Annotated in this window: 20 protein-coding genes and 2 tRNA genes; 12 read left to right on the forward strand and 10 right to left on the reverse strand. The window is 64.7% G+C overall.

The genetic code is table 11. The annotated features are described in order from the left end of the window. Window positions 1–103: 103 nt before the first annotated feature. The 4 genes from VFW84_RS13455 to VFW84_RS13470 all read left to right on the forward strand — a co-directional run bounded on the left by VFW84_RS13455 (window position 104) and on the right by VFW84_RS13470 (window position 3,337). Window positions 104–179, forward strand: a tRNA-Phe gene (locus tag VFW84_RS13455). A gap of 427 nt (window positions 180–606) precedes the next feature. Beyond that, window positions 607–680: transfer RNA gene (locus VFW84_RS13460), tRNA-Thr, on the forward strand. Window positions 681–912: 232 nt separating this feature from the next. Further along, window positions 913–2,055: a slipin family protein gene (locus tag VFW84_RS13465; RefSeq protein ID WP_329680972.1), complete on the forward strand. Its 1,143-nt coding sequence runs from the start codon at window positions 913–915 to the stop codon at window positions 2,053–2,055. A 64-nt stretch (window positions 2,056–2,119) separates the two neighbouring features. After that, window positions 2,120–3,337 carry an RtcB family protein gene (locus VFW84_RS13470; protein ID WP_329680973.1) on the forward strand — a complete coding sequence of 406 codons (1,218 nt, stop codon included), beginning with the start codon at window positions 2,120–2,122 and terminating at the stop codon, window positions 3,335–3,337. Window positions 3,338–3,775: 438 nt separating this feature from the next. On the opposite strand, the gene VFW84_RS13475 is transcribed toward VFW84_RS13470, so the two are convergent. After that, the gene (locus VFW84_RS13475; RefSeq protein ID WP_329680974.1) at window positions 3,776–4,831 is read right to left on the reverse strand and encodes an SMP-30/gluconolactonase/LRE family protein; all 1,056 of its coding nucleotides are present in this window, start codon (window positions 4,829–4,831) and stop codon (window positions 3,776–3,778) included. A gap of 15 nt (window positions 4,832–4,846) precedes the next feature. Continuing rightward, a complete protein-coding gene (locus VFW84_RS13480; RefSeq protein ID WP_329680975.1) occupies window positions 4,847–5,854 on the reverse strand; it encodes a phytanoyl-CoA dioxygenase family protein in 1,008 nt (335 codons plus the stop codon). 133 nt (window positions 5,855–5,987) lie between these two features. Here VFW84_RS13480 and VFW84_RS13485 point away from each other — a divergent pair, with 133 nt between their 5' ends. After that, window positions 5,988–6,791 carry a TetR/AcrR family transcriptional regulator gene (locus VFW84_RS13485; protein WP_329680976.1) on the forward strand — a complete coding sequence of 268 codons (804 nt, stop codon included), beginning with the start codon at window positions 5,988–5,990 and terminating at the stop codon, window positions 6,789–6,791. A gap of 368 nt (window positions 6,792–7,159) precedes the next feature. Continuing rightward, on the forward strand, window positions 7,160–7,792 hold the full coding sequence (locus VFW84_RS13490) for an MBL fold metallo-hydrolase (RefSeq protein ID WP_329680977.1): 633 nt from the start codon (window positions 7,160–7,162) through the stop codon (window positions 7,790–7,792). 19 nt (window positions 7,793–7,811) lie between these two features. Here the strand turns inward: VFW84_RS13490 and VFW84_RS13495 are convergent, their stop codons facing one another. Both VFW84_RS13495 and VFW84_RS13500 read right to left on the reverse strand, forming a co-directional pair. After that, window positions 7,812–8,714, reverse strand: coding sequence for a M48 family metallopeptidase (locus tag VFW84_RS13495; protein ID WP_329680978.1), 903 nt, complete (start codon window positions 8,712–8,714; stop codon window positions 7,812–7,814). 98 nt (window positions 8,715–8,812) lie between these two features. Further along, the gene (locus VFW84_RS13500) at window positions 8,813–10,357 is read right to left on the reverse strand and encodes an MFS transporter (RefSeq protein WP_329680979.1); all 1,545 of its coding nucleotides are present in this window, start codon (window positions 10,355–10,357) and stop codon (window positions 8,813–8,815) included. Window positions 10,358–10,496: 139 nt separating this feature from the next. Here VFW84_RS13500 and VFW84_RS13505 point away from each other — a divergent pair, with 139 nt between their 5' ends. From VFW84_RS13505 to VFW84_RS13520, 4 genes are read left to right on the forward strand one after another with little or no spacing between them, the layout of a single operon-like run. Then, the gene (locus VFW84_RS13505) at window positions 10,497–12,323 is read left to right on the forward strand and encodes a methyl-accepting chemotaxis protein (RefSeq protein WP_329680980.1); all 1,827 of its coding nucleotides are present in this window, start codon (window positions 10,497–10,499) and stop codon (window positions 12,321–12,323) included. A 42-nt stretch (window positions 12,324–12,365) separates the two neighbouring features. Next, window positions 12,366–13,169, forward strand: a complete 804-nt coding sequence (otnI, locus tag VFW84_RS13510) for a 2-oxo-tetronate isomerase (RefSeq protein WP_329680981.1) — start codon at window positions 12,366–12,368, stop codon at window positions 13,167–13,169. Between the two features lie 36 nt (window positions 13,170–13,205). Then, window positions 13,206–14,087 (forward strand): lysophospholipase, encoded by an 882-nt coding sequence (locus VFW84_RS13515; protein WP_329680982.1) that lies wholly within the window; start codon window positions 13,206–13,208, stop codon window positions 14,085–14,087. 33 nt (window positions 14,088–14,120) lie between these two features. Further along, a complete protein-coding gene (locus VFW84_RS13520) occupies window positions 14,121–14,678 on the forward strand; it encodes a YaeQ family protein (protein ID WP_329680983.1) in 558 nt (185 codons plus the stop codon). Between the two features lie 18 nt (window positions 14,679–14,696). Here VFW84_RS13520 and VFW84_RS13525 read toward each other — a convergent pair whose 3' ends face one another. Further along, the gene (locus VFW84_RS13525; protein ID WP_329680984.1) at window positions 14,697–16,376 is read right to left on the reverse strand and encodes a long-chain-fatty-acid--CoA ligase; all 1,680 of its coding nucleotides are present in this window, start codon (window positions 16,374–16,376) and stop codon (window positions 14,697–14,699) included. Between the two features lie 306 nt (window positions 16,377–16,682). On the opposite strand from VFW84_RS13525, the gene VFW84_RS13530 reads away from it, so the two are divergent. Continuing rightward, window positions 16,683–18,263, forward strand: coding sequence for a methyl-accepting chemotaxis protein (locus VFW84_RS13530; RefSeq protein WP_329680985.1), 1,581 nt, complete (start codon window positions 16,683–16,685; stop codon window positions 18,261–18,263). 4 nt (window positions 18,264–18,267) lie between these two features. Here the strand turns inward: VFW84_RS13530 and VFW84_RS13535 are convergent, their stop codons facing one another. From VFW84_RS13535 to VFW84_RS13555, 5 genes are all read right to left on the reverse strand, one after another. Next, window positions 18,268–18,837: a PEP-CTERM sorting domain-containing protein gene (locus VFW84_RS13535; protein ID WP_329680986.1), complete on the reverse strand. Its 570-nt coding sequence runs from the start codon at window positions 18,835–18,837 to the stop codon at window positions 18,268–18,270. Window positions 18,838–18,938: 101 nt separating this feature from the next. Next, window positions 18,939–20,135 (reverse strand): amino acid aminotransferase, encoded by a 1,197-nt coding sequence (locus VFW84_RS13540; protein ID WP_329680987.1) that lies wholly within the window; start codon window positions 20,133–20,135, stop codon window positions 18,939–18,941. A 60-nt stretch (window positions 20,136–20,195) separates the two neighbouring features. Next, the gene (locus VFW84_RS13545; RefSeq protein ID WP_329680988.1) at window positions 20,196–20,714 is read right to left on the reverse strand and encodes a hypothetical protein; all 519 of its coding nucleotides are present in this window, start codon (window positions 20,712–20,714) and stop codon (window positions 20,196–20,198) included. Then, window positions 20,701–21,318, reverse strand: a complete 618-nt coding sequence (locus tag VFW84_RS13550) for a Rhs element Vgr protein (RefSeq protein WP_329680989.1) — start codon at window positions 21,316–21,318, stop codon at window positions 20,701–20,703. Before VFW84_RS13550 ends, VFW84_RS13545 begins: the two co-directional genes overlap by 14 nt. Continuing rightward, a complete protein-coding gene (locus VFW84_RS13555; RefSeq protein WP_329680990.1) occupies window positions 21,318–21,800 on the reverse strand; it encodes a glutathione peroxidase in 483 nt (160 codons plus the stop codon). Before VFW84_RS13555 ends, VFW84_RS13550 begins: the two co-directional genes overlap by 1 nt. Before the next feature lie 281 nt (window positions 21,801–22,081). On the opposite strand from VFW84_RS13555, the gene VFW84_RS13560 reads away from it, so the two are divergent. Next, on the forward strand, window positions 22,082–23,159 hold a 1,078-nt coding region (locus tag VFW84_RS13560), incomplete at its 3' end, for a PAS domain-containing sensor histidine kinase (protein WP_329680991.1).

Consider the following 23,159-nt stretch of genomic DNA (forward strand, 5'->3'; position numbering starts at 1 on the left):
GGGATGTGTGTGGTCCGGGCCCGGATCCACATGCAGCGAGACATCGACTCTGGACAGCCGTCCATGAGTGCTCGCGCTTGGGCACAGCCGAAGTGGACAGCTTGCTTCGTTAACTCAGTGGCCAGAGTGCCGGCCTGAAGAGCCGGGCGTCGGCCGTTCGAATCGGTCACGAGGCGCCATTCATTCGCCAAGGATCTTGTCATGAGAACACCCAAACGCGGGCCCTCCAAACCGAGGAACCCACTCGTCGCTCCTGCCATGCAGCGTAAGGCAGGCTCTCATCAATCGAACAACAAGCAAGAGCGGCAGCGCCTCAAGCGTGAGCTGCGCCGATCAACGGAAAGCATGCACTGACACACGAATGGCTGGCTTCGCGCATGCCTAAAGGATCGCGCCTGAACTGAAAGGTTCTGGTGCCAACGAGTCTGCCGTGAAAGGCAGGCGCTCACAGGTCAGGGGTTCGGGCGACAGCCCGCCCCGCCGGTGCGCTGTGGCCAGGTTCAAACCTGTTGCCATGGTGCATGCCGCGTCTGTTGGAAACGGTTGATTGGGCTGTCTGTGGTCAGCACCGGCAACGGTGATGGGTTCAATTCCCAAGCAGCCACCCATTGGTTAGCTCAGTCGGGTAGAGCAACGCACTAGTAATGCGTCTGTCACGGGTTCGACTCCCGTACCAACAACCTTACCAAGGTTGCATCTCAACGGTCGCAAGACCACCGCCGAACGCAGATGGCTTGCCATCTGTCAGCGCTGGCGGCTTGTGCAAGGAAAACGCGTGGCTCGCGCAGGTGGCCAAGTGGCGTGTCGATCAGGGAGGACGGCACATCGCGAATCCGCCATGCCTGAGTCGAGGCCTTCCCTGTCCGCAGCCGGTGCTGTAACGGCACCCTCATACAAATAAAGGAGAAACCCATGTTGGGATTCAAACGTGTCACTGTCAAAAAGAACGAGCGTGGCCTGCTGCTGCGCAATGGCGACTTCGAGCGCGTGCTGCAGCCTGGCCGTCACTGGCTGGCCACGGCCTTGAGCAATGTGCGTGTCGAGACCTTCTCGATGGAACAGTCCGCCTTCGTGCACGGTCTGACTGACTACCTGATGGCCAAGGAGCCCGAGGTGGTGCAAGCCGAGTTCGTGCGCGTTGACCTCAAGGAAACCGAGGTGGGACTGCGCTACGAGAACGGCGTGCTGGTCGAGTTGCTGGCGCCCACCACGCGACGCCTGTACTGGAAGGGCCTGCACGAGGTCAAGGTCGATGTGATCGATATCAGCGACCAGGCCGAGCTGCCTGCCGAGCTGGTGGCTCGCTTGACGCAGACGCAGATGCGTCAACGTCAGGTGGCTGGCCTGATCGGTGTTCTCACCGTGCAGGTGCCAGAGTACGGCGTGGGTGTACTGCACATCGATGGCAAGGTGGACTCGCTCCTGAAGCCCGGCTCGTACGGCTTCTGGAAGTACAACCGCAACGTGTCGGTGGAGTTGGTGGACTTGCGTCTGCAGGTGGTGGAAGTGTCCGGCCAGGACATCCTCACCAAGGACAAGGTCGGCCTGCGCCTGAACCTGTCGGCATCGTGGCGCTTCACCGATGTGCTCAAGGCCTACACGCAACTGCAAAAGCCCGCAGAACACCTGTACCGCGAGCTGCAGTTCGGCTTGCGTTCGGCCGTGGGTACGCGCACGCTCGATGAGTTGCTGGAGAACAAGACCGTGATCGACGAAGTCGTGATGGCACACGTCAAGGCACGCCTGGTGGCCTACGGCATCGACCTGGAAACCGCCGGAGTGAAAGACATCGTGCTGCCCGGCGAGATGAAGACCATCCTGGCGCAAGTGGTCGAAGCCGAAAAGGCCGCCCAGGCCAACGTGATCCGTCGTCGTGAGGAAACCGCTGCCACGCGATCCTTGCTCAACACCGCCAAGGTAATGGAGGGCAACCCTGTCGCCTTGCGCATGAAGGAGCTGGAGACTCTGGAGCGTGTGGCCGAACGCATCGACAAGATCTCCGTGTTCGGCGGTCTGGACCAGGTGCTCAACGGCCTGGTCAAGCTCAAGGCCTAGTTCAGCCAGCGCATTACACGGGGGCGGCGTTGCCGCCTCCCTTTATTGAAGAATGAGAATCATCATGGAAACGAATTACATCGAAGAAGACACGCCGGGTGGCGTGCCGGTGAAGATGTGGACACGCGGTGTGCCTGTGGAAGACGAAGCCCGTCGCCAGCTCACCAATGCGGCCCGTCTGCCCGTCGTGTTCAAACACATCGCGGCCATGCCGGATGTGCACTTTGGTATTGGGGCGACCGTGGGTTCGGTCATCCCCACCATCAAGGCCATCATCCCGGCCGCGGTGGGTGTGGACATCGGCTGCGGCATGATGGCCTGCAAGACCACGCTCACCGCCGAAGACCTGCCCGATAACCTGGGGCCGCTGCGTGCCGCCATCGAGCGTGCCGTGCCGCATGGACGCGCGCCAGGCAACCGTGATCCGGGGGCCTGGCAGAAGGTGCCGGGCTCGGTGGACACCGCCTGGGCGCAACTGGAGCCGGAGTTCACCGAGCTGTGCCGCGACTATCCCAAGATCGCCAAGACCAACAACCGCAACCACCTGGGCACGCTTGGGACAGGCAACCACTTCATCGAGGTCTGTCTGGACGAGCAAGGTGCCGTGTGGTTCATGCTGCACTCGGGTTCGCGTGGCGTGGGCAACTTCATCGGCACCATGTTCATCGAACTGGCCAAGCAGGATGCCATTCGAAACAATGCCCATCTGCCTGACCGCGATCTGGCCTACTTTGAAGAAGGCAGCCGCTACTTTGGCGACTACGTGCGTGGTGTGGGTTGGGCGCAGAAGTTCGCCGCCATCAACCGCGAGGTGATGATGCGCCGCGTGATCGAGGCCGCCAAGACCGTGATCCGCAAGAACTTCCAAAGCCATATCGAGGCCGTGAACTGCCATCACAACTACGTGCAACGCGAACATCACTTTGGCGAAGACATCTTTGTGACTCGCAAGGGTGCGGTCAGCGCCAAGGCAGGCCTGTTGGGCATCATCCCCGGCAGCATGGGCGCGCGCAGCTACATCGTGCGTGGCAAGGGCAACCCGGAGAGCTTCGAGAGTTGCTCACACGGGGCCGGTCGTGTCATGAGCCGTGGGGAGGCCAAGCGTCGCTTCACGCTGGCCGACCACCGTGCCGCCACCGAAGGCGTGGAGTGCCGCAAGGACAAGGACGTGATCGATGAGACCCCCGCTGCGTACAAGGACATTGACGCTGTGATGGAGGCTCAGCGCGACCTGGTGGATGTGGTGCATACGCTCAAGCAGGTGGTGTGCGTCAAGGGATGACAGATCTTTGGGATCACTCGCCGGGGCGTTCGTCTCAAGACGGACACCCCGTTTTACTTGAGGCCTGCGATGGAATGTGGGTAAGCATCTGACGACCACCTGGCGTTGTGGGTGTATGCACGCAGCGCACGTACAGCAAGCAGTTCAAGGCCGAGGTGGTGGCGCAATGCCTCATGCCTGGTGCCTCCGTGTCAGCAATTGCCCTGAGCTAGGTCATTGATGCGCTCAAGCCTGTGTAGATCGACCTAGCCGTGCCGGAGCTTTGCAGCGGTTGTTGTCAGTGGCAGTCGGCTGCGTATGTCCGCTTAGCGCCATCAAACTGATCTGGAGTTTGGCCACAGGAGCGCAAGAATAGTCGCTGTACTTGGAGCTGTAGCCGAATGACTTTACAGGGAGTTTTCATTCCGCTCGACCACCTGCGGTTTAGCCCATGCGGCTCTATGGCAAACGCATGCGACCTGCAGCCGGATACTCGATGCTGCCGAAATAGAGCGCGCCGTCGAATTCCCGCACGCTGGTGATGGGCGCGTAAGCGGTGGGTTGATCGTCTTGCAGATCGACCAGCACTTTGCCATTCATATCGAGCTTCAGGACATGCGCCACTTTTTTCGCTTTTGGTTGAAGCGTCTGAGGGATGCGATAGGCCGCCTTGAGCAGTGCAGGATACGGGAGTAACGCATCCAGCAAGGCATCTCTGGGGGCATACAAGGCCAGCCAATATCCGTCTCGACCATTGAAGCTGATGTTGTCAGGAAAGCCGGGCAGGTTGTCGATGAACACCTCTTTCTGGCCGGCTTTGGCGCCCTTCAACCAATAGCGCCAGACGCGGTAGGACAAGGTTTCCGACACGAGGATGCAGCTCTCATCAGGCCCTAACGTGACACCGTTGGCGACATGCAGTCCCTTCATCAGAACGGTGACATTCTTGCTGACCGGATCGTATTGCAGCAAACGCCCATTCGCGCCGTGCTCGAACACGTCCGACATCATCTTGTCGATGCCGAATTTGGACGATGCATCGGAGAAGTAGATCTTGCCTGAGGGTCCTTGAACAACATCATCTGTCAAGCGAAAGGGAATGCCTTCGGCTTCCGTTGCCAGCGTGCTGACACGTCCCGCCTCGATTTTCAGAAGCCCCTTGATGGCATCTGCCACCAGTACGCTCTGACCATCAGCAGAAGCGTATGTCCCCCACGGGCGGCCCTTTGTGTTGGCCAGAACATCTACATGCTGGCCATCGCGTGAGAAGCGCACCACACGCCCATCCAGGTAGCCAGCATAGACCCGACCGCTGGCGTCCAGAGATATGCCCTCAGGTCCTGTGCCCTGATTCGCGGCCATGCGTTCGATTGACGCCAGACTGCCTTTGGTGATGGCTGTGGATGGTGCCTGGGCCGGCGGTTCCCAGCCCACGGGCGCGATGTCCACGGGCCAAAGGCTGAAGTACGCAAGCAGCGCTGCGCCTGCCACTGCGGCGACAAAGATCTTTCGCATTTGAGAGGCCCCTGGTTACTTCGTCTGTTGATTGGTTGCCGGCCCAATCTTCGAGGGGTCGCCCCAGGTCTGGCGCGGCGCAATGGTCGACTTGTTGCCACTCAGTTCCAGCTTGACGGCGGAGACGGCGTTGTGAATCGCCGAGCCAATCATCTTGTGCGGTTGCTCATGTTCTATCTGCACGCGCGCTGCACGCTCTGCGGGATCATGGTGAGGCAGGATGATCGGGAATGCCGCGCCTTTCAATGGACCACCAGGCTGAGAGTCATGTCGGAAGTGAATGGGCATGCGCTTGGCGCCAGGCTCGTAGATCACATCGTCGCCAGTCCAGCGCAGCGCCAGCGCGCGTCTCGGTGTCGTGCGGGACTTGTTGCCGAACGAGCCGTGCAGCGTGAGGGGGTGAAACATCAGGATGTCGCCAGGCTCCATGTCCCAGTGGAGCAGGTCGTACTTGTTTGGGTTGGCATTGATGTCGGGAATGTCGTCCGCATTTTCATCGATCAGTGCCGCCACGTAGTCAGGCGACAAGGACTTGAAGCGTTGCGGCCACTTGTGTGAACCCCTCACATACAACAGCCCGCTGTTTTCGGTCGTCACCGGATTCAAGGGGATCCAGAACGAGGTGATCTGTTCGCCTCGAATGGGCCAGAAGGTCAAGTCCTGGTGCCAAGGGGTCGGCGCATCCGTGCCCGGCTCCTTGATGAACATCTGGTCGTAAAAGAAGCGGACCTCTTCGGACCGCATCAAGTCCTTAGCCCACCGGGCAAAGGGGCCGTAGTAGACCAGGTCGCGCAGCACGTCGATACGTTTCCACAAGAAGATGTCCATCTTGTAGCCCTCTGTCTTGCGGGACATGAACTTGCCCGTCACAGATTGGGCGTTGCGGGCTTCTTCGACACCTCGCTCCACCATTTCAACCCAGTTCTTGTCCAGCGCGCCTTTGAGCATGATGACCCCATCCGCGTCGTAGCGCCGGAGTTCTTCGGCTGTGAGTTGACGGGAGGGAAAAGCAGGAAAACCCATGAAAACCTCGATAAGTTGACTGATTGATCGTTAATGATAAAGTCATCAGTTTTATCGCGATATAGGGTTTGTGCCAGGTTGTGCGCTGCTGTTAGTCTTGGGTGGTAGTCGCCGCTTTCACCTCACTCCGGTCATGCCTCCCTTCAAGAAGTCGATGCCTCCAGGAAACGCCAACGCCCCATCCAAACGGACGAGGGGTGCGCTGAAAGTCGGGAAAGCGAAACCGACCGACGAAACAGGTCGTGACTCGGTCGGCGCGGCAACAACGCGCCAGGACAAGCGGCGACAGGAGACACGCTTCAAACTGATGCGTGCCGCTTTGCAGCTGATGTCAGCCAAGGGGCTGGACGGGGTGGCCATTCAAGACATCACCAATGCGGCGGATGTCGGTTTTGGTTCGTTCTATAACTACTTCCCGTCCAAAGAGGCGATCTTCCAGAACTTGAAGGAGGAGTTGATCGAGCACTATGCCGCGGCGCTCGACAAGCTGGGCGAACAAGTCGCGGACCCGGCCGAGAAGATTGCGGCATCCGCGCGCTACACGATGCGGCACGGAAGGGCCGATCCCGTGTGGGGCAAGTTTGTGCTGACCACCAATTTCAATCGCGATAGCCTGCATGCAGGCCTCGGGCGCTATCTGCTCAGAGACGTGACGACAGGCATCGAGGCCAAGCGCTTTGTCTGCCACGACCTTGCGAGCCTGGTGGTCGCTGTGGGGAGCACCATACTGGGAGGACTCATGGCTGAGGTCACCGTGTCCCAGCACGCAGGCGACCCTTTTGGTTCGCCTGACGATCTGCCGGAAAAAGTTTCAGCCACCTTGTTGGTGACGCTAGGCCTGCCTTGGTCGGAAGCCTGGACGATTGCCAGTCGCCCATTGCCTGTGGTCGATTTGCCGGTCAATCCACTCTCAGTCGGCATGCGGCTTGACTCGTGATCTCTGCGGCAGTCAGTGTCTGCTGTTGACCGTAGGGGCCAACAGGCACAGCGCGAGAATGTCGCTGATCAGCCTGGACCGGACATTGAATCAAACGAGGCCAAGGCCTCACCCACTGATTGCCTCCATCGTGAAGGCCAATGTCTTCAAATGAATGCCATAAGCCGCCATGCATGACACCCCCACCGCGAAGGGCAAACCACATCAGCCGTCGGCGGCGATCAGCCACATATCCCATCGCGCCCCAGATCAAGGGGATGAGCCACTAGCTGAGCACGATCATCATGAACCATGAGGGGCAGGTGTCATCGCCTCCCCAAGCCTGTCCGATAATTTGCCGACCCCACTGAGCCTTTGTTCGCACGCCCATGCTCCACCACCACACCATCCCCGTCACCGCCTTCGAACAGAACTGCTCCCTCGTGTGGTGCGACCAGACGCAGGAGGCGGCCCTGATCGACCCAGGCGGTGACATCCCCCGCCTGCTGGCAGAGATCGAGCGGCGCGGCCTGACGCTCAAGGCCTTGTGGCTGACCCATGCCCACATCGACCATGCCGGGGCCACGGGCACGCTGGCGCGCACCCAGGGCGTGCCCATCGTGGGCCCGCACGAGGGCGATCAGTACTGGATCGATGCCCTGCCCCAGCAAAGCCAGATGTTCGGCTTTCCGCAGGCCGAGCATTTCAAGCCCGACCGCTGGCTGCACCATGGCGACACGGTGCGCATCGGGCAGAGCGAGCTGCAGGTGCTGCACTGCCCCGGCCACACGCCGGGCCATGTGGTGTTCTATTCCCCCGAGGCGGCTCATGCCTTTGTGGGCGATGTGCTGTTTGCCGGCAGCATCGGCCGCACGGACTTCCCGGGGGGCAGCCACCCGCAGCTGATCGATTCGATCAAGCAGCGCCTGCTGCCCCTGGGCGATGCGGTCACCTTCACGCCGGGCCACGGGCCGCAAAGCACCCTGGGCGACGAGAAGGCCCACAACCCCTTCCTGATCTGATCAGGCCGGGGCGCTGGCTTCAGCGCTGGGCCACGGCCCAGAACTCGAGCGGCTCCAGATCACGCAGGTAGAGCTCGCCCGTCTTGCGCGGCGCATCGAAGCGCTGCTTGGGCTTGGGCGCCTTGTCGTACAGCGGGATCACCTTGCCCAGGCTGGCCTGGATGTCCTGGATGCGGGTCTTGCTGGAGGGGTGGGTGGACATGAACTGCGGCGGCGCGCCCTTGTTGGCGGCGGCCATCTTCTGCCACAGGGTCACGCCGGCACGGGGGTCGTAGCCCGAGCGGGCGGCCAGCTCCATGCCGATCAGGTCGGCCTCGGTCTCGTCCTCGCGGCTGAACTTGAGCGTCAGCAACTGGCCGCCCATGTTGAGCAGGGCATCGCCCGTGTTGCCCAGGCCCAGCAGGCCGGACAGCAGGTTGGCGCCAATGCGCGTGGCCGCCGTCTTGCCCATGCGGGCGCGGGCGTGCTCACGCAGGGCGTGGGCGATCTCGTGGCCCATGATCATGGCCACTTCGTCATCGGTCAGCTTGAGGGTGTCCAGGATGCCGGTGTAGAAGGCGATCTTGCCGCCGGGCATGCAGTAGGCGTTGATCTCGTCAGACTTGAGCAGGATCACTTCCCAACGCCAGTTGGGCGAGCGCTGGTTCCACTCCAGGCTGAAAGGGATGATGCGCTGCGCGATGGTGCTCAGGCGGACCATCTGCGGGTCTTTCTCGGACACCAGGATGCCTTTTTTGAGGGCATCTTGCTGCATCTGGGTGTACTGCTGGTCGGCGGCCTGCTCCAGCTGCTCGGCGGGCACCAGGCGGCTGAGCTTGGAGGGCGCCCCCACCTCCACCCCTTCACGGGCCCAGGCAGGTACGGCACCCAGGCCGGCGCAAGCCAGCACCACCGCAGCGAGCCCCCCGGCGAGGGGTTTCATGATGCGAGAGCGCCCAACAGGGGCCACGGAAGAAGCACGGTCACAGGCAGTGGTCATGGCAATGATCAGATCTGAAAAATCAGGAACGTCCTGAGGCTTTAACGCGCCTCGGATCGCAAAAGCATACGCCGAACCTGGGGCAGCAGTGCGTAGGCGGGGAATGACAGCACAAAGGTCAGCAGGAAGAAGGCCGCGTAGCCCATCTGCTCGACCCCCAGGCCGCCGGCCCAGCCCGCCACCGCCCGAGAAAAGGCAAAGATGGACGACAAGATGGCGTACTCGGTGGTGGCGCGCTGCTTGTCGGTGATGGCCATCAAGAAGGCCAGGAAGGCCCCCGTGCCCAGCCCGCCGGTGAAGCTCTCCAGGCCACTGGCGGCGAACACCGCCATCTGGTACTCGGGCGCCACGGCCGTGCCAGCGGCCACCTGCGGCACCCACCAGGCGGCGGCGCCGTAGCCCAGGTTGGACAAGGCCTGCGCCAGCCCCAGCACCCACAGGCCCTTGAAGATGCCCGCGCGGTCCACATACAGCCCGCCCACCACGCCGCCGGCGATCGACAGGCCCAGGCCCACGTTCACCGACACCAGGCCGATCTGCGCGGGGGTGAAGCCGCTGTCCACCCAGAAGGGCTTGACCATGAAGCCCATGGCCGCATCGCCCAGCTTGAACAGCAGGATGAAGATCAGCACCGGCACCATGCCCGGCCGCCCCAGCAGGCTGACCCAGGCGCCAAACACGGGCCCCTCCAGCAGGCCCTGGGATTGCGGGCGCTGGGCCGCCTTGACCATGAGGGCGCTGCCCGCCAGCATCAGGCCCACCGGCAAGGCCCCCTTGAACCACCAGGTGCTGCTGATGCCTTGCACCGCCGTCCACGACAGGGCCTTGGCGAGCGGGCCCAGCACGGGCCACAACAGGCCCAGCAGGACCAGGCCCAGCGCCAACAGCCACAGGGGTTGCTGGCGCAGCAGGGCCCACTCGGCCGCCACCCCCACCACCGGGGTGCCCACCGCCTCACGCACCGGCCGGGGCAAGGAGCGGGGCGCCAGCAGGGCCAGCAGGCCATTGGTCAGCAGCAGGGCCGCGCCCAGGGCGTAGGCGGCCTGCCAGTGCGGCGCCTGGGGGGTGCCCATCCAGCCCGCGGTGACCAGCAGGCCACCCGCAGCCAGCATGCCCACGCGGTAAAAGCCGATGCGCAGCCCATTGGCCACCCCCAGTTGCCCTTTGGACAATTGCTCGATGGTGTAGCCATCGGTGGCAATGTCATTGGTGGCCGACAGCACCGTGAAGCCCGCCAGCAGCACCCAGGGCCAGGTGGCCCCGGTGCCCAGGGCCTCGGGCTGCAGGGCCAGCAAGGCCAGCACGGTGGCCATGCCGGCATTGGCCCCGGCGATCCACCAGCGGTGGCCCCGCCAGGCATCGATCACCGGCGCCCACAGGAACTTGACCGTCCAGGCCAGCCCCAGCAGGCTGAGCAGGCCGATCTCGGCCGGGCCCACGCCCGCCTGGCGCATGTGCACCGGGAACAGGTCGTAGAACAGGCCCAGCGGCAGCCCCTCCGAGAAATACAGCAGGGCCACCCAGAACATCAGGCGAGAAGTGGGGCGCGGCAAGGGAGCCGCCGGGGGCATCGGAGCTTGTGACATCCCCGCCATTCTAGGATTCGTGCTGGAAATCACTCCCTCATCGCCGCTTCTGTCCTTAATTTCGGACGAGATGATGCCGATATGCACGAAGGGTCAACAAGCCTGGGACCACTCCAGGCTGCCCATGCAGGAGTCAGTAATGAATTTTCGAACCAGAATCTGGATGCTGCCCGTGTCTGCGGCGGCCATCTTTGTGGTCGGCATGATCGTCTCGTTCGTGATTGGTGAGCGCACGGCAGCCCGCTTCGAGACCATCAGTCAGGTGGATTCGCCCTACGTCGAGAATCTGGCACTGTTTGACCGCAGTGTCGAGCAATTGCGCACCCACCTGCAGGGTGCCGTGACCGAAGGCAACATCGACCGTCTGCAAGACGCCGAAACGGCCGTGGCAGGCGGGCGCACCGCCCTGGCCGCGATCAAGAAACTCGAAGGCAAGGCCACCGTGGGCAATGAGCTCGGCGCGGCCTTCGAAGCCTTCCAGAGCGCCAGCATCGCCGCCACACGCGGCATGCTGCAAAAAACCGGCGGCGCCGATGACATCAGCAAGATGCAAGCCACGCAACAGGCCTTGCAGACCCGGTTTCAGGCCGACCAGAAGCGTGCCAAGGACGAGTTGACCGCCGCCCAGCAGGCCGTGGCCGAAGGGATGACCCTGGGCCAATGGGCTTCGGTGGGCACCGGCCTGACGGTGCTGCTGGTCCTGGGGCTGTCCTCGGCCGCCATCGTGTCCTCGGTCTGGAAAGACCTGGGCGACGAGCCTGCCGCCCTGCGCCAACTGGTGGGCCGCATCGCCGATGGCGATCTGGACATCGACGACCACATTCTGGAGAAGGACCGCCACTCCCTGCGTGCCTCCCTGGTCCACATGACGGCCCGCCTGCGCGAGACGGTGCACGTGATCCGCCAGGCCACGGACTCGATCTCGACGGCGTCGAGCGAGATCTCCAGCGGCAACCACGATCTGTCCACCCGCACCGAGAACACCGCCTCGAACCTGCAACAGACGGCCAGCTCGATGGAGCAGTTGACCAGCACCGTGATGCAAAGCGCCGACGCCGCCCGCCAGGCCAATCAGATGGCCACCGGCGCCGCCTCCGCCGCACAGCGCGGCGAGCAGATCGTCTCGCAGGTGGTGGCCAACATGGCCGAGATCAATGGCGCCAGCCGCAAAATCAACGAGATCATCACCGTGATCGATGGCATCGCCTTCCAGACCAACATCCTGGCGCTGAATGCGGCCGTGGAAGCCGCCCGTGCGGGCGAGCAGGGCCGCGGCTTTGCCGTGGTGGCCGGTGAGGTGCGCTCGCTGGCCCAGCGCAGCGCGCAGGCCGCCAAGGAAATCAAGACCCTGATCAGCGCCTCGACCGAGAAGGTCGAATCTGGCTCGCAACTGGTGCAGGACGCCGGCCTGTCCATGCAGGAGATCATGACCAGCGTGGCCCGGGTGTCCGACATCATTGGCGAGATCAGCGCCGCGTCGGTCGAGCAGAGCCAGGGCATCGGCACGGTCAACCAGTCCGTCAACGAGCTGGACCAGATGACGCAGCAGAACGCCGCCCTGGTCGAACAATCGGCCGCAGCGGCAGAAAGCCTCAAGGACCAGGCCACGCGCCTGGCCCAGGCGGTCTCGGCCTTCAAGCTGGGCCAGGCACGCGCCTCGCTTCAGGCCGAAGCACAGGCCCAGGCCAGCAGCGTCATCGCTCGTGCCCAGGCTCAGGCCCAGTCGCAACCCCTGCCTTCGCAGCCCGCGATGCAGGCCCATGTGTCGGCCCACCTCCAGAACAAACCGGCCAGCAAGGCTGCGCCCAAGGCCCCGGCGGCCAGCCCCAAGGCCATGGCCGCCAAGCCCGCAGCCTCCAGCAGCGCGGCCAGCACCAGTGGCACGCCGGAGCCCGTGCAAACCGCAGCCGCCCGCGTGCCCTCGCCTCCGGCCGCCAGCCACAACGACGACTGGGAAACCTTCTGATCGTCGACCGGCACCGTCCACGTTAGGCTAGAGGGCATGCACATGCCCTCTTCTTCTTTGGCGCTCCGATTTGCCGCAAACCTCTCGTGGCTCTACACCGAGCTGCCCTTTCTGGACCGCTTCGAGGCAGCCGCCCGCGATGGCTTCAGCGGTGTCGAGTGCCTGTTCCCGCACGAACACCCCGACCCTGAGGTGCAGGCGCGACTGCAGGCCCATGGCCTGCAACTGGTGCTCTTCAATGCCGAACCCGGGCGCTGGGCCGAGGGCGAGCGCGGTCTGGCCGGCCTGGCCGGGCGCGAGGCCGACTTCCGCCGCAGTGTGGACGCGGCCCTGGCCCGCGCCGAGCGGCTGGACTGCCCGCGCATCCACATCATGTCGGGCCTGGCCGGCGCCGACCGCGCGGCCGATCTGAACCGCCTGCAGGAGCGCCTGCACTGGGCCGCGGCCCAGGCGCAGGCCGCCGGCCGGATCCTGACCATCGAGCCCATCAACCCCCGCGACATGCCGGGCTACCTGCTCACCCACCAGGCCCAGGCCCATGAACTGGTCGAGCGCATTGGCTCACCGGCCCTGCAGGTGCAGATGGACCTCTACCACTGCCAGATCGTCGAGGGCGACATCACCATGCGCCTGCGACAATGGCTGCCGACTGGACGGGTGGGCCACCTGCAGATCGCCGCCGTGCCCGACCGGGGCGAGCCCGACCAGGGGGAATTGAACTATGCTCACGTGCTGGCGGAACTGACCCGCCTGGGGTGGACCGGCTGGATCGGCTGCGAATACCGCCCCCGCCACAGCGGCCCGGGCGGCACGTCGGCAGGACTCGACTGGATGAGATCCTGGTGATTCCCCTCGCCACCCCACATCTTGCAGGACATCCGCATGACCATTGACGAGCACACTGCCGCGCCCCAGCTTCCCGCCACCGTCTCGACCCGGGACGGCCTGGCCCTGGCGCTCACCCACTGGCCCGCCCCGTGCCCGGCCACCAGCAAAGGCGTGATCTGCCTGGTTCACGGCCTGGGCGAACACGCCGGCCGTTATCAGCATGTGGCCCGCCACCTGAACCAGTGCGGCTGGTCGGTCGTGGGCTATGACCACCGTGGCCATGGCCGCTCACCCGGCCCGCGCGGCGGCCTGCGCCGGGACGACGACCTGCTGCACGATCTGGCCGCCGTGATCGACCTGGTGCGCCAGCACCACCCCGGGCAGCGCCTGGGCGTGCTGGGCCACAGCATGGGCGGGATCACCGTGGCACGCTTCGTGTCGGCCCTCGCGCAACCCAAGGAGGACGTGGCCTGGCGCCGCGAGGTGGACCTGTGCATGCTGTCCTCTCCCGCACTGGACATCGGCCTGAGTGGCTTGCAGCGCGCCCTGCTCAACAGCATCGGCCGCTTCACCCCCGATGTGGCCGTGGGCAACGGCCTGAATCCCGACTGGGTCAGCAACGACCCGGAGGTGGTCAAAGCCTATCTGGCCGACCCCCTGGTGCATGACCGCATCACCGGTCGGCTCACGCGCTTCATGCTCGAAAGCGGCGAGGTGGTGCACGCGCGCGCCGCCACCTGGACCGTGCCCACCTTGCTGCTGTATGCCGGATCAGACCGCTGCGTGCGCCCGCAAGGCAGTGCGCGCTTTGCCGCGACGGCACCCGCTGCCGTGGTGCAGGTGCAGGCCTATGAGCACATGGCTCACGAGATCTTCAACGAGCCCGATCGCGCCCGCGTTCTGGCCGACCTGCAGGCCTGGCTGGCACGCCAGTGAGGCCCCTTCCCCCATTCACACAAAGAGTTCCTCATGGCGATCAAAGCCACCATCTACAAGGCCCAGATTCAACTGGCCGACATGGACCGCCACGTCTACGCCGATCCCGCCCTCACCATTGCGCGCCACCCCTCCGAGGCCGATGAACGCATGATGATCCGTGTGCTGGCCCTCGCCCTGGGCTGGCCCGCCGACACTTCGGAAGGCACGCTGGAGCTGGCCAAGGACATGTGGGAGCCCGATGAGCCTGCCCTGTGGCAGAAGAACTTCTCGGGCGAGATCCTGCAATGGGTGGAGGTGGGCCAGCCCGATGACAAGCGCCTCATGAAGGCCTGTGGCCGCGCCGACCGGGTCACGGTCTGGGCCTTCCAGAGCAGCACGCCGGTCTGGTGGAATGGCATCGCCAACAAGCTGACACGCGCCAGCAAGCTGACGGTGTGGCAGGTGCCCAGCGATCAGAGCCAGGCCCTGGCGGCCATGGCCCAGCGCAGCATGCAATTGCAGATCACGGTGCAGGATGGCACCGTGTGGGTCAACGATGGACAGGAGTCGGTCGAGATCAGCCCCATCAAGCTGATGGGGCCCGACTGAGCCGGCGTCGCACCGTGCTCAGCTCTTGTCGCGCAGCTCGCGCCGCAGGATCTTGCCCACCATGGTCTTGGGCAGCTCGGTGCGGAACTCCACCACCTTGGGGCGCTTGTAGCCCGTGAGGTGTTGGGTGCAGTACTCGCGCACCTGCAGCTCGGTGATGGACGGGTCCTCGCGCACGACCACCAGCTTGACGGCCTCGCCGGCATTGGCATCCGGGATGCCCACCGCCGCACACTCCAGGATGCCGGGCATCTGGGTGACGACATCCTCGACCTCGTTGGGATAGACGTTGAAGCCCGACACCAGGATCATGTCCTTCTTGCGGTCGACGATCTTGACGTAGCCGCGCTCGTCCATGGTGGCGATGTCGCCGGTGCGGAAGAAGCCATCGGCCGTCATGACCTTGGCGGTCTCGTCCGGGCGCTGCCAGTAGCCGGCCATGACCTGTGGGCCCCGCACGGCCAGCTCGCCGGGCATGCCCAGGGGCACCTCCTGGCCGTCGTCATCCAGGATGCGCACCTCGGTGGAGGGCAGCGGCAGGCCAATGGTGCCCGAGAACGACGAGCTCGAGACCGGGTTGCAGGTCACCGAAGGCGAGGTCTCCGACAGGCCATAGCCCTCGGCGATGGGGCAGCCCGTCTTGTCACGCCACAGCTTGGCTGTGGCGTGCTGCACGGCCATGCCGCCACCCACCGACAGGCGCAGGTGGCTCCAGTCCACCTTGCCGAAATCGGGGTGGTGGGCCATGGCATTGAACAAGGTGTTGACCGCCGGGAAGCTGTGGAATTTGTAGCGCGAGAGCTCCTTGAGCGTGGCCGGGATGTCGCGCGGATTGGGGATCAGGATGTTGCAGGCGCCCAGGCGCAGGCCCAGCATCATGCTGACCGTGAAGCCGAAGATGTGATAGAGCGGCAGCGCGCACACGGTGGTGGGCTGCTCGCCATTGGGCACCTGCTCCCAGGTGGCGGCGTTCCAGGCCTCGGACTGCAGCAGGTTAGCGATGATGTTACGGTGCAGGAGCGTGGCGCCCTTGCTCACGCCGGTGGTGCCGCCGGTGTACTGCAGCACGGCCACATCATCGGGCCCGGGCCGCGACGGCCGCAAGGTGCGGGTGCGGCCATCGGACACCGCCTGATTGAAGCGCACGGCCCCTGGCAGGTGGTAGGCAGGCACCATCTTCTTGACGCGGCGCACCACATGGTTGATCAGCGCGCCCTTGAGCAGGCCCATCATGTCGCCCATGGCGGCCAGCACCACATGCTTGATCTCGGTCTGCGCGATCACCTGCTGCAGCGTGGTGGCGAAGTTCTCCAGGATGACGATGGCCTTGGCACCCGAGTCCTTGAGCTGATGCTCCAGCTCGCGCGGGGTGTAGAGGGGGTTGACGTTGACCACGACAAACCCGGCCCGCAGGATGGCCGTCACGGCGGCGGGATACTGGGGCACATTGGGCAGCATCACGGCCACGCGGTCACCGGCCACCAGGCCCAGGCTTTGCAGATAGGCCGCGAAGGCACGCGAGGCGTCATCGATCTGCGAGAAGGTGAAGCGCTTGCCCATGAAGGCGTAGGCCGCCTTGTCGCGGTGGGTGGAGAAGCCCTCTTCGAGCAACTCGACCAGCGAGCGGTAGATCGAAGGATCCACGTCGTGAGGAACCCCGGGCGGGTAATGCTTCAACCAGATTTTGTCAGTGCTCATGGCCGTGCTGCTGCATGCAGGTGATTTGGAGTGCAATCTTCGCAGGATCGGGCCGCCTGCCCCGCCGACACCCCTCGGGACTAACCCCCAATGCGACGCCCCGTCAAATGGCGGGCGACACGGGGTCAATTCGCGGTTTTGATCCAGACAGGATCATGCACCATGCGGGCACTGCGCTGGCGATGTCGTCAGCACAGCAGCCGCCCCGGGGGACGTCGCGCATGTGCGGCGTCTGCAGTCCCGCCAGGCGGACGCCGCCGGCGGGATGTGGGGAGCGTTGTACAGCTCTACACATGCAGGATTTCAATGTTCAAGTGGTACCGACACATCAGCGTGGCCGCCCGGCTGCGATGGCTGGTGATGATGTTCTCTGGCGCCGTGCTCTTCGTGGCCCTGAGCTTGTTGTGGACGATCTACCAACGGCAGATGGCCGACCGCCAGCAGGCGGTGCGACAGGCGGTCGAGGTCGCCCACTCCCTGGTGCAATGGTATGGACAGCAGGCGCAGTCAGGCCGGATGGAGGACGCCGCCGCGCGTCAGCAGGCCCTGGCCGCGCTGGACAAGCTGCGCTACTCGGAACGCGAGTACTTCTGGGTCAACGACATGAACCACCGCATGGTGCATCACCCGATCAAGCCAGCCCTCAATGGGCAGGATGTGAGTGACACCAAGGACCCTCAGGGCGTGCCCCTGTTCCGCCACTTCGTGCAGACCGTGCGAGAGCATGGCGCGGGTTTCGTGGCCTATCAGTGGCCCAAGCCGGGGCAGGAGCAGCCGGTGGACAAGATTTCCTACGTCCAGGGCTATGCCCCCTGGGGCTGGGTGATCGGCTCAGGCCTGTATGTCGATGACATCCGCTCGGACTTTCTGCAGCAGGCCAGCCAGGTCATGGCCGGCGTCCTGCTGTGCACCCTCACGTTGTGGGCGCTGGCGCGGCAAACCTCGCGCCGCCTGGTGCAGGGCATCGATCAGGCCGTGACACTGGCCGAGGCCGTGGCCACGGGAGACATCCGCCAGGCCTCACGGCAACATCGGCAGGACGAGGCACAGGATGAGATCGGTCGACTGAGCCGCGCCATGCGCCACATGGCCGACGGTCTGCACGACACGGTGGCCACCGTGCGCGACAGCGTGGACAGCGTGGCCCTGGCCAGCCAGCAGATCGCGGCCGGCAATCAGGATCTGAGCCTGCGCACCGAACAGACCGCCGCCAGCCTGCAGCACACGGCCTCGTCGATGGACGAGCTCAGCAGCACCATCAGCCACAACGCTGAATCCTCATCATCGGCTCAGCTCATGGCCACCGAGGCCTCTCAGCAGGCCGCACGGGGCGGCCAGGTCGTGCAGGAAGTGGTCCAGACCATGGACGCCATCCACGCCAGCGCCCGGCGCATCAGCGAGATCATCGGCGTGATCGACGGCATCGCCTTTCAGACCAACATTCTGGCGCTCAATGCCGCAGTGGAGGCCGCCAGAGCGGGTGAGCAAGGCCGTGGGTTTGCCGTGGTGGCCAGCGAAGTGCGCACCCTGGCGCAACGCAGCGCTCAGGCGGCACGCGAGATCAAGTCCTTGATCCAGGCGTCGACAGAACAGGTGGAGAGCGGCGCACAACTGGTGCAGTCTGCCGGGCAGACCATGGGCGCCATTGTCAACGCCGTGGACCGTGTGGCCGGGCTGATCCACGAGATCGCCAATGCCACACGGGAGCAATCCAACGGCGTGGGCACCGTGCATGGCGCCGTCAGCCAGCTGGACGAGATGACGCAGCAAAATGCCGCGTTGGTCGAACAATCAGCGGCGGCGGCCGACAGCCTGAAGGATCAGGCGCTGGCCTTGGCCGATGTGGTCGGCCGCTTCAAGCTGACCGACACCGCCGCGATGGCGTGAGGGCTCAGGCCTGGCGGCGACGGCCCAGGAAGCCCAGCACGCCCAGACCTGCCAGCGCCATGGCCAGGGTCCCGGATTCAGGCACGGCGGTCACATTGGCGGTGATGAAGTCGCTGTTGTCACCGTTGTTGCTGTCCCAGTAGAACAGTTGCAGGGTGCCGGATGTGGCGGCCACGCCGCTGTAGTTCGTGCCCACAGTGAAGAAGCTGCCCGAACCGATGCGGCCCACCAGGGCGCCATAGGCGGCGGTGTGACCGGCCTGGGTGTACAGCGCAAAAGGCGCGCCAATCGGTGTGCCCGCAGCGAAGCCCGATTCGTCGGAGCCCGTGGCCAGCAAGTTCACGATCAGGCCGTCGGCATTGGACCAGCGGGGAATCGGGCCGGCGTTCCACAGATCGGTGGCGCTGACGGTGACCGAGAAGCTCTGACCAGCCAGCAGGCTGATGGTGCTGGCGCCAGTGCCGCCAGAAGAGCTGTTCGCAGCGGCATCCACCACGAACGGGGCTGCATGTGCAGCGATGGACAACGCCATGGCGGCCACACCGGCGGCAACATGCTTGATGGAAAAGGTCATAGGGACTCCCGCAATACGAAAAACAATTAGATACAGTTCAAGTATCAAGGCAGGAGCCCCTCCGTTCAACCCCTCGCCCGAGGGGGATGCAGCTCAGGCACTCAGTCTGCGAGCACCTTGGCAAAGGCCTCGGCCACCCGGTCGACGTTGTTGGCGTTCAACCCCGCCGCACACATGCGGCCCGAGCGCAGCACGTACACGCCATGGACCTCACGCAGGGCATCGGCCTGCTGCGGGCTCACGCCGGTGTAGCTGAACATGCCGCGCTGGTTGATGAAGTAGCTCACGTCGCGGCCCGGCAACAGGCTCGACACGCCATCAAACAGGCGCTGACGCATGAGCTTGATGCGCGAGCGCATGGCGCCCAGCTCATCGGCCCAGACCTGCCGCAAGGCGGGCGTCTGCAGCACGCGGGCCACGATCTGGCTGCCATGTGTGGGCGGGCTGGAGTAATTGCGACGCACGGCCGCCATCAACTGACCCAGCACCAGGCCGGCCTGCGCCTTGTCCGGACAGACCACGCTCAAGCCCCCGACCCGCTCGCCATACAGCGAGAAGCTCTTGGAAAACGAGTTGGCCACGAAGAAGCTCACCCCGGCATCGGCCAGCGCGCGCAGGGCCAGGGCATCTTCATCGATGCCATCGCCAAAGCCCTGGTAGGCGATGTCCAGATACGGCAGCAACTGGCGTGCCTTGAGCACCTCGATCAGCTGCGTCCATTGCGCCGCGCTCAGATCCACCCCGGTCGGGTTATGGCAGCAGGCATGCAGCAGCACGATGCTGCGCGCCGGCAGGGCATCGATGCTGGCGAGCATGGCGTCGAACTTCAGGCCTCCGGTGGCGGCGTCGTAGTAGGGGTAGGTGTTGACCTGGAAGCCGCAGCCTTCGAACATGGCGCGGTGGTTGTCCCAGGTGGGATCGCTCACCCACACCTGTGAATCGGGGAAGTAGCGCTTGAGGAAGTCTCCGCCGACCTTCAGGCCGCCGGATCCCCCCAGGGTCTGGATGGTGGCGATGCGGCCGCTGGTCACGGCCTCATGGTCGGCCCCGAACAGCAGGTGCTGCACGGCCTCTCGGTAGTTGGGCGCACCCGTCATGGGCAGATAAGGCTTGGGGCCGATGCTGGCCAGCATGGCCGATTCGGCCTGGCGCACCGCGTCCATGACGGGCAGGCGGCCCTGCTCATCGAAGTAGATCCCGATGCTCAGGTTGATCTTGTCCTGGCGCGGGTCTTTCTGAAAGTCTTCGTTGAGCGTGAGGATGGGGTCGCCGGGGTAGGCGTCAACGTGCTTGAACATGGTGCGGGGCTCCTGGAGGCAAGCCGAGATTATCGGCAATGTCCGGGGCCCATGCCACGCTCAGTGATCGAACAGCCCCCGCCACCACAGCACCAGCCGATGCCAGGTGCCTCGGCTGGTCAAGGCATCGCCATCGCCGCCCACCCAGGGCAGATCGGTACAACGTCCGGTTTTTTCATCCACATGCAGCAGCTTCGGAGCGCCCCCCGTGGCTGGGGCAGGCCGCCAGCAGAAGTCACTGCGATAAGACTGGTAGGTACCCAGCTCCACCCGATAGGGGCGCGCAACCCGCCAGACCACGCCGCTGATCGGCAAGCAGCTTGCCACCGAGGTGGGCGCCTTCAGCCCACGCTCGCGTGGGACGTCTCGCCGCCAGAGCACGGCCCCTTCTGGCGCCTCCTGCAAGGCCACGGACCACCCCCTGGCATCTTCTCTCGGCGAACCCAAGCGCACATGCAGACAGGGCTCACCGCCCCGGACGGACAGCTCCACCGGGCCGTGGTAGCCCGCCGAGGTGGCCTGCGCGCACGCCGCCATGACCACGAGGGCCAGGGCCAGCCCCCCCCTAACGCCACACACGGGTGCTCTTGGGCAAAAGGCGGGCATCGGCGGGATTCAACAGAAAATCGGCCAGAACGGCCTCATAAAACGGCAGCAGCGCCACACGCTGAGGATGCTGGACCGACGGATTGCTGACCAGGTAGCGAGCATCGAAGTAGTGGGCGATCAGATCGCCCTGCTGCTCCATGTTGAACTCCGAGAAGGTCTTGCCCTGGTCCAGATCGGGGTCGTAGTCATAGGCGTGAGACTCGGGCCCGTAACCGCCCTTGAGCGCCAGCACCGCCCCCTGGCACATCACGCAGCGCCCCAACTGGTGTTGCCAGACGTGCACCATCTCGTGCATGAACCAGATCTTGGCGGCATCGCTGGCCTGCGAGAAATCGTCGCGGTAGCCCGACTCGGGGAAATGCATCTCGCCAAAAGGCGTCATGGCGTTGTCGCCACTGCCCGGCAGGAAGCGGCCCCGGTGCACCTTGACACGTCCGTAGGCCACGGACGTCCCAAAGATCTGACGGGCCATGCCCACCTCACCCGGCGTGAGTGCCCGCCCTGCCTGGCGCGGTACCCGGCGTGCGCCCGTTGGCGCCAGACCGGAGCGGCCCAGCAACACCGGACGGGTCATCACCCCAGGGCCTTCTGGATGTCGTCCACCAGCGACTTGGGTGAATCGGTCGGGGCGTAGCGGCCCAGGACACGGCCATCGCGGGCCACCAGGAACTTGGTGAAGTTCCACTTGATGGCCTTGGTGCCCAGGATGCCGGGGGCCTCCTTGACCAGCCACTGATAGAGCGGGTGGGCCTGCGGGCCATTGACATCGATCTTGCCCATCATCGGGAAGCTCACCCCGTAATTGAGCTGGCAGAAAGACGCGATCTCGCTGTTGTCGCCCGGGTCCTGCCCGCCGAACTGGTTGCAGGGAAAGCCCAGCACCACCAGGCCCTTGTCACCGTGGTCCTTCCACAGGCGCTCCAGCCCATCGAACTGCGGTGTGAACCCGCACTTGCTCGCCGTGTTGACGATCAGCAGCACCTTGCCGCGGTACTGATCCAGCTTGACCGGCTCGCCGGTGATGGTCTGGGCTTCGAAATCATAGACAGTGCTCATGATGCGTGCAGGCTCCGCTGGTCAAGAATGATCAAGGCGTGACTCTAGGCCACCTGGGGCCACGACCCGCGCAGAAGTGCCAAAAATGCCACCGTCTTTCAGGGCCATTGAACCACAGGCGCAGGCGGCGCCGATCCGAGCATGCCAACATGACGTCGGGTGTTGACCACGATTGGAGCCAGCCCTTGCGGATCGGCGGGCTGGTCGATATCCTCTCGGAACAGCCCCACTCAAATGAAGGGGCCGCAGCAGTACAGCGATTCCAATCAGGAGCACAGGTCATGTCGGATTCATCCCAGGCGGACAACGTCAACGACCCCAGCGTCGTGCCGCCGTCCGCCCGCCCCGCACGGGGGCAGGCCACCAACCAGGAGCTCGCGCTCATGGCCGACCGCATCACCGATGCGGTGCTGGTCTGCGACGAGCAGCGCTGCATCCGCTGGGCCAACCCGGCCTTCACCCAGTTGACGGGTTACGCCCTGCAGGATGCCTATGGACGCCAGGTCGAAGAGCTGCTCAGCGGCCCCCAGACCGATGCCGATGCCGTCACCCGCATCAACCAGTTGATCTCTCAGGGTGAAGGCGTGGAGCGCATGCCCATGTGCCAGCACCACAAGGACGGCGAAGCCTTCTGGGTGGAGCGCACCGTGCAACCCCTGCCCGGCCCCGACGGCAAGATCGACCGCTACATCGAGATCCTGACCGATCTGCGAGCCCAGCGCAGCGCCCAGCAAGAGCACCAGCGGCGCCTGGAAGCCGAGGTGGCCCTGGCCCGTCGCACCACCTTCCTGGGGCAGCTCAGCCACGGCATGCGCGGCCCGCTCAACACCATCGCGGGCTTTGCACAGTTGCTGGACATGGACCTGGCCACAAGTGGCGATGCCCACCGCCAGATTGGCAACATCCAGCAGGCAGCCCAGCAGCTGCTGCAACTGCTGGACAAAGCCGTGACACTGGCCCATGCCGAAGACCGCGTGCTGCCCGTGCATGCGCAGCGTCTGAGCCTGCCGCCCTTGTGCAAGGATGCCTGCCATGCCCTGGAGGCCGCCGCCCGTGAGCGCCGTGTCACCCTGGTCATCGAAGGCGAATCCCCCGTGGCCTGGGCCGACCCCATCCATGTGCGCGAGATCCTGAGCCAGTTGCTGCGCTTTGCCATCAGCCACTGCCCGCAAGACGGCACCGTCTGGGTGGCGTGCCGCCGCGTGGGAGATGCCGGCCGGGCCCTGATCGAGGTCAGCCACCCCGGGGATGGGCTGCATGGCGGCGACAGTGCCCGCCTGTTCCAGCCCTTTGCGGGCTCAGGCCCGAGCGCCCTACTGGCTGACGATGGCGACCAGGGCATGGGCATGGCGATCGCAC

This window comes from Aquabacterium sp., from assembly GCF_036279655.1.
In the GTDB taxonomy this organism is placed as follows: Bacteria; Pseudomonadota; Gammaproteobacteria; order Burkholderiales; family Burkholderiaceae_C; genus Aquabacterium.

Excerpts from the sequence above, each read along its gene's own strand:
- VFW84_RS13465 (WP_329680972.1), top strand. The coding sequence starts at position 913 with ATGTTGGGATTCAAACGTGTCACTGTCAAAAAGAACGAGCGTGGCCTG.
- VFW84_RS13470 (WP_329680973.1), top strand. The coding sequence starts at position 2,120 with ATGGAAACGAATTACATCGAAGAAGACACGCCGGGTGGCGTGCCGGTG.
- VFW84_RS13475 (WP_329680974.1), bottom strand. The coding sequence starts at position 4,831 with ATGCGAAAGATCTTTGTCGCCGCAGTGGCAGGCGCAGCGCTGCTTGCG.
- VFW84_RS13480 (WP_329680975.1), bottom strand. The coding sequence starts at position 5,854 with ATGGGTTTTCCTGCTTTTCCCTCCCGTCAACTCACAGCCGAAGAACTC.
- VFW84_RS13485 (WP_329680976.1), top strand. The coding sequence starts at position 5,988 with ATGCCTCCCTTCAAGAAGTCGATGCCTCCAGGAAACGCCAACGCCCCA.
- VFW84_RS13490 (WP_329680977.1), top strand. The coding sequence starts at position 7,160 with ATGCTCCACCACCACACCATCCCCGTCACCGCCTTCGAACAGAACTGC.
- VFW84_RS13495 (WP_329680978.1), bottom strand. The coding sequence starts at position 8,714 with ATGAAACCCCTCGCCGGGGGGCTCGCTGCGGTGGTGCTGGCTTGCGCC.
- VFW84_RS13500 (WP_329680979.1), bottom strand. The coding sequence starts at position 10,357 with ATGTCACAAGCTCCGATGCCCCCGGCGGCTCCCTTGCCGCGCCCCACT.
- VFW84_RS13505 (WP_329680980.1), top strand. The coding sequence starts at position 10,497 with ATGAATTTTCGAACCAGAATCTGGATGCTGCCCGTGTCTGCGGCGGCC.
- otnI (WP_329680981.1), top strand. The coding sequence starts at position 12,366 with ATGCCCTCTTCTTCTTTGGCGCTCCGATTTGCCGCAAACCTCTCGTGG.
- VFW84_RS13515 (WP_329680982.1), top strand. The coding sequence starts at position 13,206 with ATGACCATTGACGAGCACACTGCCGCGCCCCAGCTTCCCGCCACCGTC.
- VFW84_RS13520 (WP_329680983.1), top strand. The coding sequence starts at position 14,121 with ATGGCGATCAAAGCCACCATCTACAAGGCCCAGATTCAACTGGCCGAC.
- VFW84_RS13525 (WP_329680984.1), bottom strand. The coding sequence starts at position 16,376 with ATGAGCACTGACAAAATCTGGTTGAAGCATTACCCGCCCGGGGTTCCT.
- VFW84_RS13530 (WP_329680985.1), top strand. The coding sequence starts at position 16,683 with ATGTTCAAGTGGTACCGACACATCAGCGTGGCCGCCCGGCTGCGATGG.
- VFW84_RS13535 (WP_329680986.1), bottom strand. The coding sequence starts at position 18,837 with ATGACCTTTTCCATCAAGCATGTTGCCGCCGGTGTGGCCGCCATGGCG.
- VFW84_RS13540 (WP_329680987.1), bottom strand. The coding sequence starts at position 20,135 with ATGTTCAAGCACGTTGACGCCTACCCCGGCGACCCCATCCTCACGCTC.
- VFW84_RS13550 (WP_329680989.1), bottom strand. The coding sequence starts at position 21,318 with ATGACCCGTCCGGTGTTGCTGGGCCGCTCCGGTCTGGCGCCAACGGGC.
- VFW84_RS13555 (WP_329680990.1), bottom strand. The coding sequence starts at position 21,800 with ATGAGCACTGTCTATGATTTCGAAGCCCAGACCATCACCGGCGAGCCG.